Annotated in this window: 15 protein-coding genes; 13 read left to right on the top strand and 2 right to left on the bottom strand. The window is 31.7% G+C overall.

Going from position 1 to position 11908, the window contains the following annotated elements; genetic code table 11:
* Positions 1–216: 216 nt before the first annotated feature.
* From CLU81_RS22165 to rlmH, 7 genes are all read left to right on the top strand, one after another.
* Positions 217–1098 carry a pirin family protein gene (locus CLU81_RS22165; protein WP_099711801.1) on the top strand — a complete coding sequence of 294 codons (882 nt, stop codon included), beginning with the start codon at positions 217–219 and terminating at the stop codon, positions 1096–1098.
* 2 nt (positions 1099–1100) lie between these two features.
* The gene (locus CLU81_RS22160; protein WP_099711800.1) at positions 1101–1496 is read left to right on the top strand and encodes an OsmC family protein; all 396 of its coding nucleotides are present in this window, start codon (positions 1101–1103) and stop codon (positions 1494–1496) included.
* A 6-nt stretch (positions 1497–1502) separates the two neighbouring features.
* Positions 1503–1787 (top strand): GNAT family N-acetyltransferase, encoded by a 285-nt coding sequence (locus CLU81_RS22155; RefSeq protein WP_099711799.1) that lies wholly within the window; start codon positions 1503–1505, stop codon positions 1785–1787.
* A gap of 245 nt (positions 1788–2032) precedes the next feature.
* A complete protein-coding gene (locus CLU81_RS22150; protein ID WP_099711798.1) occupies positions 2033–3448 on the top strand; it encodes an adenosine deaminase in 1416 nt (471 codons plus the stop codon).
* 166 nt (positions 3449–3614) lie between these two features.
* Positions 3615–3917 (top strand): antibiotic biosynthesis monooxygenase, encoded by a 303-nt coding sequence (locus CLU81_RS22145; RefSeq protein ID WP_099711797.1) that lies wholly within the window; start codon positions 3615–3617, stop codon positions 3915–3917.
* 63 nt (positions 3918–3980) lie between these two features.
* Positions 3981–4604, top strand: coding sequence for a hypothetical protein (locus tag CLU81_RS22140; RefSeq protein WP_099711796.1), 624 nt, complete (start codon positions 3981–3983; stop codon positions 4602–4604).
* A 90-nt stretch (positions 4605–4694) separates the two neighbouring features.
* Positions 4695–5168 (top strand): 23S rRNA (pseudouridine(1915)-N(3))-methyltransferase RlmH, encoded by a 474-nt coding sequence (gene rlmH / locus CLU81_RS22135; RefSeq protein ID WP_029269532.1) that lies wholly within the window; start codon positions 4695–4697, stop codon positions 5166–5168.
* A 43-nt stretch (positions 5169–5211) separates the two neighbouring features.
* Here rlmH and CLU81_RS22130 read toward each other — a convergent pair whose 3' ends face one another.
* The gene (locus CLU81_RS22130; protein ID WP_099712839.1) at positions 5212–5844 is read right to left on the bottom strand and encodes a hypothetical protein; all 633 of its coding nucleotides are present in this window, start codon (positions 5842–5844) and stop codon (positions 5212–5214) included.
* Between the two features lie 147 nt (positions 5845–5991).
* The gene (gene folP / locus CLU81_RS22125) at positions 5992–6816 is read right to left on the bottom strand and encodes a dihydropteroate synthase (protein ID WP_099712838.1); all 825 of its coding nucleotides are present in this window, start codon (positions 6814–6816) and stop codon (positions 5992–5994) included.
* 229 nt (positions 6817–7045) lie between these two features.
* Here folP and CLU81_RS22120 point away from each other — a divergent pair, with 229 nt between their 5' ends.
* The 6 genes from CLU81_RS22120 (at position 7046) to tpiA (ending at position 11801) form a co-directional block, all read left to right on the top strand.
* Positions 7046–7585: a DUF1599 domain-containing protein gene (locus CLU81_RS22120; RefSeq protein ID WP_099711795.1), complete on the top strand. Its 540-nt coding sequence runs from the start codon at positions 7046–7048 to the stop codon at positions 7583–7585.
* 70 nt (positions 7586–7655) lie between these two features.
* Positions 7656–8777 (top strand): BT_3928 family protein, encoded by a 1122-nt coding sequence (locus CLU81_RS22115; protein ID WP_099711794.1) that lies wholly within the window; start codon positions 7656–7658, stop codon positions 8775–8777.
* A gap of 79 nt (positions 8778–8856) precedes the next feature.
* The gene (locus tag CLU81_RS22110; RefSeq protein ID WP_099711793.1) at positions 8857–9312 is read left to right on the top strand and encodes a DUF2750 domain-containing protein; all 456 of its coding nucleotides are present in this window, start codon (positions 8857–8859) and stop codon (positions 9310–9312) included.
* 86 nt (positions 9313–9398) lie between these two features.
* Positions 9399–10067, top strand: coding sequence for a DUF2974 domain-containing protein (locus CLU81_RS22105; RefSeq protein WP_099711792.1), 669 nt, complete (start codon positions 9399–9401; stop codon positions 10065–10067).
* A 403-nt stretch (positions 10068–10470) separates the two neighbouring features.
* Positions 10471–10965 (top strand): TlpA disulfide reductase family protein, encoded by a 495-nt coding sequence (locus CLU81_RS22100; protein ID WP_099711791.1) that lies wholly within the window; start codon positions 10471–10473, stop codon positions 10963–10965.
* A gap of 83 nt (positions 10966–11048) precedes the next feature.
* Entirely contained in the window at positions 11049–11801 is a 753-nt protein-coding gene (tpiA, locus tag CLU81_RS22095) for a triose-phosphate isomerase (RefSeq protein WP_099711790.1), read from the top strand.
* The last annotated feature ends 107 nt before the right edge of the window (positions 11802–11908 follow it).

Genomic DNA, 11908 nt, shown 5'->3' with positions numbered 1-11908 from the left:
GCTCGACAAAGATTAGATTTTCGTTACGGAGTTACTTGCTAAGATTTCTCGTTCCTCGAAATGACAAACAGAACTGCATCAAATAAATGAATTTGAATTATTCCACATTTTCCTTACTTTTATAAATAATACTAAAAATAAGTTTTCTTAATCTAAATTAAGTTACAGTTTTCTATCACAACTGTAATTTTGTTTTCAAATCAAATCAAAATAACCATGTCAAATATTAGTTTAATTATCGAAGAACGTGCTGCCAACATTGGCAATTTTATGGTAGGTCGTTTATTGCCATTCCGTGAAAAAAGAGCTGTTGGACCTTTTGTTTTCATCGATCATATGGGACCGGCACATTTAAGTGATCACGAGAATATGGATGTTCCGCCACATCCACATATCGGACTTTCGACGCTGACTTTTTTGTTTGAAGGAAGCATCATGCACCGCGATAGTTTAGGAACCGAATTAGAAATAAAACCTGGCGCCGTAAACTGGATGACTGCCGGAAAAGGAATCGTACATTCTGAAAGAACGCCTGAATATTTAAGACATTCGGATAAAATGCTTCACGGATTGCAAATTTGGGTTGCGTTACCGAAAGAACTCGAACAAATGGATCCGAATTTTGCTCATGTCGAAGCAGATGATATTCCGTCTTGGGAAGAAGATGGAGTTTCATATAAATTAATTGCTGGAGAAGCATTCGGAAAAAAATCACCGGTTCCAGTTTATAGTCCGTTATATTTTATAGAAATAAAAAGTACCGAAGCTAAAAAGATCAATATTGGTAAAGACTTATTTAGCGAAAGCGGTTTGTATATTCTTGAAGGAAGCATTAAAAGCGGCGAACACGTTTACGATCCAAAACAGATTCTTATTACAAATGACAGTACTTTGTGTGAATTTGAATTAGCCGAAAATTCTACCGTTTATATCTTTGGAGGAACTCCGTTTCCGGAAGAACATTTTATCTTTTGGAATTTCGTTTCCTCAGACAAAGAACTACTCGAAAAAGCTAAAAAAGACTGGACCGAACAAACTTTCCCAAAAGTTCCGGGCGAAACTGAATTTGTGCCTTTACCTCAACCCAGAATTAAATAAATATGGATACGATATCAGCAAAAATAGATACTCGTTTGTATCGAACGGAAATAACATCAGCAAGTGAAAATGTTTTAATCTCCGATGAACCTCAGGAATTAGGAGGCAAAAATCTAGGTTTAAACCCAACCGAACTTCTAGCAGCATCATTGGCTTCTTGCACCGTAATTACGTTGAGAATGTACATCAATCGCAAACAATGGGACGTATCAGAAATAAATGTAAAAATTGACTTTGAAAGAGATTCTGAGCGAAGTGTATCCGTATTTACCCGAAAAATCGAAGTAATTGGTGAAGTCGACGAAACACAAAGACAACGATTAGAAACCATTGCAAACAGTTGTCCAATTCATAAAACACTTACACATTCAATCGAAATTAAAACTACATTAATATAATTATTCATGGAAATTCAACAAACAAACGATACAAGAAGAGGCTATTTTGAAGCCATCGAAGACGGAAAAGAAGCAGGAAAAATGACATATACTTGGGCTGGAGATTCAAAATTTATCATCGACCACACCGAAGTAAGTCCTGATTTTAACGGAAAAGGTGTTGGCAAAAAACTGGTTATGGCAGCCGTAGATTACGCCAGAGCCAACAATGTAAAAATTATTCCGCTTTGCCCTTTTACAAAAAGCGTTTTTGATAAAACAGAGGAAATTCGAGATGTGCTTTTTTCTTAAGCTACTAAGGTTCTGAGTTGCTATCCCGAAGCTTCGGGACTAAGTTTTTTTTAACCGCAAAGCGCGCAAAGAATTACGCGAAGTTCGCAAAGTTTTTTATACAAAGCTTTGCGAACTTTGCGTTTGTATTAAGCCTGGCAGATAAAAAAACTTGCGTTCTTTGCGGTTAAATCTCAACATCAAAAAATTGAATTTTAAAATCTCCGCAGAAACTTGTATATTTGCATGTAATTTAAACTTAGAGTATGACGAGGATAATTACACTTTTCTGTATTTTCATAGCACAAATCGGCTTTTCTCAAACGGCTGAAAATTATTTACAAAAGATCAAAAATAACGAAGCTCTCTTAACAGCTTTCTTTCAACAAATGCCAAAAGGCGGCGATTTACACCATCATTTTTCAGGATCAATTTATGCAGAACCTCTTCTAGAAAGAGCAATTGCAGAAGATTTTTATTTAAATTTAGAAACAATGGCAGTTTCTAAAACAAAACCTGCAAAAGGCAATTGGGAAACATTTTCTTCTCTTAAAAACAACGGAAAACTTGAACAATACGAGCAACAAGTAATGCAAACCTGGTCGGCTAAAGATTATAATGGTTCTGTACCTTCTGATGATTTGTTTTTTGATTCTTTTATGAAATTCGAAACTACAATCCAAGGTCATTTTGCTGAAGGAATGTTAGAATTAAAAAAACGTGCTCTTGCTGAAAATGTAAGTTATATCGAAACCCAATTATCAACGATTCCGTGTGATATGAATGTTTCTGACTTAACAGATTTCAACACAAAATTACGCAAGGCGGCAAGTCAAAAAGATGAAAAAGCAGTTCTAAAACTTTTAGACGAATTGTATAAATCACTTCAACAAAAAGATGCTAAAAAATATGCTGCAGATTTCAATACTAATTTCATAGCAAAACTGCATAAAGACTTAAAAATTGACGATGACCGTTTTACAATGCGTTATCAAAATTTTGTACTTCGTTTTATGGATCCGGTTGATTTATTCAAAAATCTGACAATCGCTTTTATCTCTGCAAACGACAGTAAATTGGTTGCCGGTGTAAACATTGTTTCTCCAGAACATGGCGAAAACTCTATGAAAGATTATTGGTTACACATGGTAATGTTTAAATACTGTCATTCTAAATATCCAGACGTAAAATATACGCTTCATGCGGGAGAATTAACTTTAGGATTAGTTCAGCCCGAAGATTTAACGTGGCATATAAACGATGCCATTCACATTGCCGGAGCAAACAGAATTGGCCACGGAGTTGATATCGCTTACGAAGCAAATTCATATGATTTGTTGCGTTATATGGCAAAAAACAACATTCCGATTGAGATTAATTTAACGAGTAATGAATTCATTTTGAAAGTAAAAGAAAACAGACATCCTTTTACACTTTACAAAGAATTCAATGTGCCAATTGTAATTAGTACTGACGACGCTGGAATCTTAAGAACAAATATGACTGAACAATATGTTTTATTGGCAAAAAGATATCCTGATGTTTCGTATGCAATCATAAAACAATATGTTTACAACAGTATCAATTATAGTTTTATACAGGATGCATCAGTAAAAAAACAATTAGTGAAAGATTTAGATGCAAGATTTAAAACTTTTGAAGATAAATTTTCTAAGAATTAAAATGTTTAATCGTTGAGAAATTGCACGCAGATTTAAACAGATTAATGCGGATTAACGCAGATTTTTTTGTTTATGAATACTTAAAATAAAATCTGCTAAATCTGCAAGAAAAAAATTATCTCACGCAGATTTAACACATCGAGCAGATAAAAAAACAATAATTTATATGATTCTAGAAGCTGCATTTCTTTATGTAAAACCAAATTTAGCAACTCAATTTGAAGCTGATTTTGCAAAAGCAAGTCAATATATTTCTTCGATAGATGGTTATCTTGGGCATCGTTTAGAGAAATGTCTTGAAGTCGAAAATAAGTATCTTTTATTGGTAGATTGGAATACACTCGAAGATCATACCGTAGGTTTTAGAACTTCTGAAGCTTATTTGGAATGGAAAAAGATCTTGCATCATTATTATGAACCGTTTCCTGTTGTAGAACATTTTGAAACAGTTTTTGAGAATAAAAAATAGCCCACGGATTATACTGATTAAACGGATGAACACAGATTTTTTTATTTAAAAAAAGATATAATAATGGTAGATTGGTATAGGAGAAAAACTTGGACAAAAACTGACGAAGAAGAGTTCTTTGCGAAACTTTCACGTGCGAGAAAGGATGGTCGAGCACAATACCTAAAAATCCAAGCTATTGAATTAGTAGCTACTAAAGATAAAAAACTTTTAAAAATTGCCGAAACATTGCTTAACAAAATGTTGACAGAATATCCAGATGATAACTTTAATAAAGGTTCTGCACTTCATACACTTGGAAACATTTACAGAGAACTTGAAGAAGAAAAAACAGCTATTGACTACTATAAAAAAGCTCTCGACTTTGAAATTGTTTATCCAAATGTAAAAACTCAAGCCTATTTAGATTATTCTGAATTAATTATTAAAACAAATAAGACCTCAAGTTTTGGAGAACTTGAAAAGATTTTATTAGAGAGACAACCTAAACTATTGTTTCCAATTGAAAAGTATAAAGTAAATTCTATTTTATCAATCATAAACAAATTCAACGGGAATAAAGAGCTTGCAAATTTGTATGCTGGATTAGCAGAACAAAATGCTACTGCTGAAATTTCAGGTTTAAGGTATCATAAAAATCTTGGAGTAGTAAAAGAAAGAGAAACTTGGCTTGACCAACTCTTGTAAAAACAAAAAAATATTCACAATAATTTGTATTCATTTTAAAATTTAAAATTTGTACAAATTCGCGCAATTCGTGGCAAAAAAAACAAACAAATGAATATCAAACTTATAGCCATTGGCAAAACAGATAATAAATCGCTTCAGACTTTGATTGACGATTATACCAAACGTTTGTCGTTTTACATCAAATTTGATTTGGAGATTATTCCGGATATTAAGAACGTAAAGAACTTATCTGAAAGTCAGCAAAAGGAAAAAGAAGGCGAATTGATTCTGTCCAAATTAACGCCAACGGATCAGTTGATTTTATTGGATGAAAACGGCAAAAACTTCTCCAGCGTTGGTTTTTCTGAAGAATTACAAAAGAAAATGAACTCTGGAATCAAAACTCTTGTTTTTGTAATTGGCGGTCCTTATGGATTTTCAGATACGGTTTATAGCAAAGCGCAAGGCAAAATTTCGCTTTCGCTAATGACGTTTTCACACCAAATGGTTCGTTTATTTTTTATCGAACAATTGTATCGTGGTTTTACAATTTTAAGGAATGAACCTTATCATCATCAGTAAAAAAAATTGTTTCTTTTGTTTCAGGTTTTCTTTGTTTCAAGTTTTAGAAAATAAATTCTACTGGAAGTTTATCAAGATTATAAGACACATATTTTTGCAGTAAAATTTTATTCTGGATATATTCTTCGTAACTCATATCCTCATCAAATAAAAATACCACATTTGGTACTTTTTCAAATTTTAGACTATAAAAATGTTGTAATATTTCTGATTTTTTTATTTCCTTATTTCCCATCAAAACATATTCTTTTCCTTTTCTAAAATAAAAGACAAAATTTTCCCTACTCGGTTTTTGCATTTTATAATACACTTTCGTGAAAGGTAGAAAAGCCATATTTTTTCCAATAGAATCTGCGTAAGAATAGTAGTTTTCGGCTTTTTCGTTTTTGTGTGCTTTTTCAGCTCGCTTTTTTTCCTGAAGTTTTATTACTTCCGGAATTACCAATCTTAAAGGCAAACGTTTGTCTATATTGAAAATCCAATTGGTCGAAATAATACTATTTTTTCTATTTACATCGGCAATTGTATCTTTTCCTTCTGTTTTAAAAAAAATGTAAATTGGCGAATGATCTTGTACATCTTTTACAATAGAAACATTAGATTTTGGAAGTAGAACATCTTTTTTTTCTTCGCAGGAGAAAAGAAAGAAAGCTAAAATTATAGTAAAATATTTCATGTTATTTATTATTTTTTGCACGAGGTTTGTCATTTCGACGAAGGAGAAATCTTCACAAGTAGCTCCGCAACGAGAATACAATCTGTGGCGATCTAGCAACGAAGATTTCTCCTTCGTCGAAATAACAAACTACGCGATTTCTTAATATTAAAAACTCAATTTCTCAAACAAAGTAACACATTCCATTGCTTCTTTTACATCATGAACGCGAAGGATTTTTGCGCCTTTTGTTAATGCAATTGTATTAAGAAACGTTGTTCCGTTTAAGGCTTCTTGTGGCGTAATGTCAAGTGTTTTATAAATCATAGATTTTCTTGAAACTCCTGCCAAAACTGGTAATTCCAGTAAATTAAAAAGTTCCATTTTTTGTAAAACTTCATAATTTTGATCTGTTGTTTTTGCAAATCCAAAACCTGGATCTAGAATCAAATCGTTAATTCCGAGACTTCTTGCCTTTTTTACTTTCTCTGAAAAATAGAACAGCATTTCTTTTACAATATCATCATATTCTGTGAGACTTTGCATCGTTTGCGGATTTCCGCGCATGTGCATCATGATATACGGAACATTATATTTTGCAATTACCTCAAACATTTTCTCGTCTAATTCTCCCGCTGCAATATCATTTATAATCGCTGCACCGCTTTCTATACTCGCTTTTGCAACTTCGGCTCTAAAAGTATCAATCGATAATAAAGTTTCCGGAAAATGCTTTAGAATCAATTCAATTGCCGGAACAATTCGGTCAATCTCTTCTTGTTCAGTCACAAACTCAGCGCTTGGTTTACTCGAATAAGCACCAATATCAATAAATGTAGCGCCTTCAGATAGCATTTTTTCTACTTGAGAAATAATTTCATCTTCGTTTTTATATTTTCCGCCATCAAAGAAAGAATTGGGCGTAACATTTAGAATTCCCATTACTTTAGGAATCGACAAATCTATAAGTTGGCCTTTGCAGTTAATTAGCATATGTTTTGTTATTTTTGTTTCAGGTTTCAAGCTTCAGGTTGACTTAGATTGCGCAAGCACTTGAACTTGAAACAAAGAAAACCTGAAACTTGAAACTTTTTACAGTTGTCAAGTTATTGGCATTAACAATTTGTTTAGAAAAAACTTGAAACAAAGAAAACCCGAAACTTGAAACTCGTTAATTTTATCCTTATTTTTGAAGAAATTTTAGCAAATATACAGCAATAAAATGAAGAATACTTCCCTTGAATATGATAATGTAGTTACGGTTTGCCGGACTTTATTTATCAACAAAATGAAAGATTATGGTAGTGCATGGCGTATTTTAAGACTGCCATCATTGACGGATCAAATTTTTATAAAAGCACAACGAATCAGAAGTCTTCAGGAAAATGAAGTCCGCAAAGTTGATGAAGATGAAAAAGGAGAATTCATTGCAATCATCAATTATTCGATTATGGCTTTGATTCAGTTAGAATTGGGCGTTGTTGATCAGCCGGATTTGGATCTTGAAAAAGCAACGGAATTATATGATGCTAAAATTAAACTAACCAAAGAGTTAATGGAAGCCAAAAATCACGATTATGGTGAAGCTTGGCGTGATATGCGTGTAAGCTCCTTAACTGATTTGATTCTGCAAAAATTACTTCGCGTAAAGCAAATTGAAGACAATAAAGGTAAAACTTTAGTTTCTGAAGGCATTGATGCTAATTATCAGGATATGATCAATTATTCTGTATTTGCTTTAATATTAAATCCACTTAAATAAAAATAAGCCACGAATTAACACAAATTAATTCGTGCTCATTCGTGAAATTCGTGGCAAAAAAATAAAAGATATGAAAAACATTATTACTCAATTCTCCCGATTATTTGTCGGCGTTCTTTTTATAATTTCAGGATTAATTAAACTAAATGATCCGGTTGGTTTCTCTTATAAATTAGCCGAATATTTTAGCGAACCGGTTTTTAACATGCCATTTTTAGAGCCATTAGCTTTAGGTTTAGCGATCTTTTTAGTAATTCTGGAAGTAGTTTTGGGTGTAATGCTTTTAGTAGGTTACAAATCTAAACTTACTATTTGGGCTTTATTATTATTGATTGTTTTCTTCACATTCCTTACTTTCTACTCTGCTTATTTTGACGTAGTTAAAGATTGTGGTTGCTTTGGAGATGCATTGCATTTAACACCTTGGCAATCATTTACAAAAGATATTGTTTTACTATTCTTTATTGTGATTTTATTCATCAATAAAAAACTGGTAAAACCTTTATTTCCAAAAATGGCAACCAATTTAGTTACGCTTCTTGCTATAATTTTATGTGTATTTATGGCAGTTTGGGTATTGAATCATAATCCTATAAAAGATTTCCGTCCTTATAAAGTTGGAACAAACATCGAGAAAGGAATGGAAATTCCGGAAGGAGCTCCAAAATCTGTAGTTGAAATGATTTTTATCTACAAAGTAAATGGAGTTGATAAAGAATTCACAGAAAAAGACCTTGGAAATATTCCTGAAGGAGCAACATTTGTAGATCGTAAAGACAAAGTAATTACTGAAGGTTATATTCCGCCAATTCATGACTTTACAATGGTAAAAGAAGATTCAGATTATAAAGCAGAATTATTAAAAGAGCCTAAATTACTAGTTTATGTAACTTATGATTTGGCTTTATCTAATCCTGACGGAATGAAAAAATTACAAGGTTTAACCAAAGATGCTAAGGCAAAAGGATACAAAGTAATTGCAATGACAGCTTCTGGAGCTGATGAAATTGCGAAAGCTAAAAAACAATATGGTTTAGATGTTGACTTTTATTTCTGCGATGCTACAGCTTTAAAAACTGTCGAAAGAGCAAATCCAAGTATTGTTGTAATACACAAAGGAACTATTGTTCAAAAAGTACATTATAATGATATCGACGATTTGAAATTATCTGATGTATCGTATGATCTTTAAAAAATAATAAAACATAAAGGACGCCAATATTTCTAACTTAGATTTATTGGCGTTTTTTTCTAATCAAACTTTCACTGAAATGTTTAAAAACCATCTTGATATAAAAATAAATCACGAAAAATTCATAAAAAAAGTTTGCGAAACAAATATCGTTTATGGTTTAAAAAACGAAGTTGGATTTGCAACTTCCAATTCTAATGAACTTGAAGAAGAAGATGGAGAACCGATTGAGATAATATGCTTTTGGTCAGAAGAAATTAGAGCGAGAATTTGTGCGAAAAATGGTTGGGAAAATTATAAGACTGTTGAAATAGAACTAAATGATTTTATTGAAAACTGGTGCATTGGTATTGATAATGATGGATTACTTATTGGAATAAATTTCGACCAAAATATGTTTGGCTACGAAATCGAAGGTTATGATTTAATCTTAGAATTAATTACAGAATTAAAAAAGTCCCAAAAAGAACTAGAATTTCAAAAGTTCAAAGGTATTGAAGATTTAGAAGTTCAAATTAAAAATATTTTAGAATAAAAATACAAATCGTAAGAAAAATATTAAAACAGAGCATTTTGTTTTTTACATTTGTCGAAACCATTTTAAAAAAACAAACTAATCTTATGAATCAATTATCAAAACTATTCTTTGCTTTCTTATTCACTTTAATTAGCACTTTTACAGCTTTTAGCCAAAATAAAACACCAAACAAAGACCAACGTTATATTTATTTTTTCCATAATAAATTTGTTGAAGAAAATGCTTTAGATGTTGCGCATCCGGAATATGGAAAAGCAGAATACAACGAGATTTTAGCTTCATTTAGAAAAGATAATTTTATTGTGTTTAGCGAAATCAGAAAGAAAAACACAAATGCATATGACTACGCTGAAAAAATAGCAAAACAAATTAAAAAGCAGATTAAAAATGGAGTTCCACCAAATAAAATTACGGTAATCGGAACTTCAAAAGGCGGTTATATAGCACAATTTGTTTCAACATTTTTAGCAAATCCTGATGTAAATTTTGTCTTTATTGGATGTTTTATTGATACTGATATAGAACAAATTCCGGACATTAATTACTGTGGAAATATCTTGACAATTTATGAAAAATCAGATATTAATGGTGTTGATGCTACCAAACGAAAAGAAACTTCGAAACTTAAAATAAATCATTTCAAACAAATTGAATTGAACACCAATTTAAAACATGGTTTTTTATACAAAGCTGCTGACAATTGGATTGTACCATGTAAAAAATGGGCAAATGGAAATTACGATCTGAATTAAATTTTCGAAAATAAACGCAAAAAAAGCCTTCAATAAATATTCTGAATTTAGAATATATTGAAGGCTTTTTTAATGCAAATCAGACGTTTTTCTTCCTTCAAAATGATTTTTTTCTTTAAAAAAGTGCTTCTTTTTTAAGCTTTTGAAAAGTTGATTTTGAAAAATCATTAAAAAATGAAGTTTTCTAAAAGAACTATTACGTTTTCATTCCATTTTTTCTAACCGAAATTTCCAGATTTGTGATAAAATAAACGACTCTTCAAATTTTGTTAATCTCCATTTGGCTTTCGATTTGTTTGTTTAACTTTGTTCGGAACCTTAATTTATGAAATTGCTCTGATTTGAATTTGCAGATTCAGTTCAGGAAAGACAATTCATAATATTTAAAAACTATAATTATAATATGAAACAAATAGCTTTAGTTGTTATTGCATTTATTACTTTTTCATGCACTCAGGCTCAGAAAACAGAATTTTCTAAAGAGGCATTGTCTGAAAAATTATTAACCGTTGACGGAGGTCAGACTTCTTTCAAAAACATTTTAAAAAAATACAAAGGTAAAACTTTGGTAATCGAGGTTTGGGCTTCATGGTGTGGCGATTGTGTAAAAGCAATGCCAAAAGTAAAAGAATTACAAGCCAACAATCCTGATGTTTCTTACTTATTCCTTTCTGCTGATAAAACGGCTGATAAATGGAAAGCAGGAATCGAAAAACACGAATTAAAAGGCGATCATTTTATGATGAATGACGGTATGAAAGGTGTTTTTGGAAAAGCAATTGATTTAGATTGGATTCCAAGATACATCATTGTTGACAAAAAAGGAAAAATTGTATTGTACCGTGCCATTGAAACTGATTTTGATAAAATCAACGAAACTTTAAAAGGTTTAAAATAATTTTCAATAAAAATATCAATGTCAAAAATCAATATCATTTTTTGACTTTACTTCAATAAAACAAAAAAATAAAAACTACCAAAATGAGAAAAAAGATTGTTGCAGGAAACTGGAAAATGCATAAAAACGCAGCTCAAACTGAAGAATTATTAAGCGAATTAATTACTAAAATACCAGCACAAACTACTGCTCAGGTAATTGTTGCTCCAACATTTGTAAACTTACAAGCAGCTGTTGCTAAAGTAAAAAACACAACTATTGGTGTTGCTGCTCAAAACGTTCACCAAGCTGAAGGTGGAGCTTTTACAGGAGAAATTTCTGCTGATATGTTAACTAGCATTGGTGTAAACACCGTAATTCTTGGTCACTCTGAGCGTCGCGCTATTTTTCACGAAACTGACGCTTTAATCGCAAGTAAAGTTGATACTGCATTAAAACATGACTTAACTGTAATTTTCTGTTTTGGAGAAGAATTAAAAGATCGTCAATCAGGAAATCACTTTAATATTGTTGAAAATCAATTACGTGACGGATTATTCCAAATTGGAAAAGAATCTTGGTCTAAAATTGTTTTGGCTTATGAGCCAGTTTGGGCTATTGGAACAGGAGAAACTGCTTCACCAGAACAAGCTCAGGAAATGCACGAATTCATCAGAGAAGTTGTTCGTAAAGCTTACGGAGCTGAAATCGCTGACGAAGTTTCTATCTTATACGGTGGTTCTGTAAAACCAGACAACGCTAAAGAAATCTTTGGTAAACCAGACGTAGACGGTGGTTTAATTGGTGGTGCTGCTTTAAAAGCAGATGACTTTTTAGCAATTGTTACTGCTATCTAAGAAACATCTAACAAAAGATAAAATAATAAAAGCGTTCGCATCAGCGAACGTTTTTTTTTACCATATAAGTGATTTAAGTTCATTTAAAGTTTTGCGCAAAGTCAAGC

It is taken from the genome of Flavobacterium sp. 9 (assembly GCF_002754195.1).
GTDB lineage: Bacteria > Bacteroidota > Bacteroidia > Flavobacteriales > Flavobacteriaceae > Flavobacterium.
This window is presented reverse-complemented; position numbering and strand designations above follow the sequence as displayed.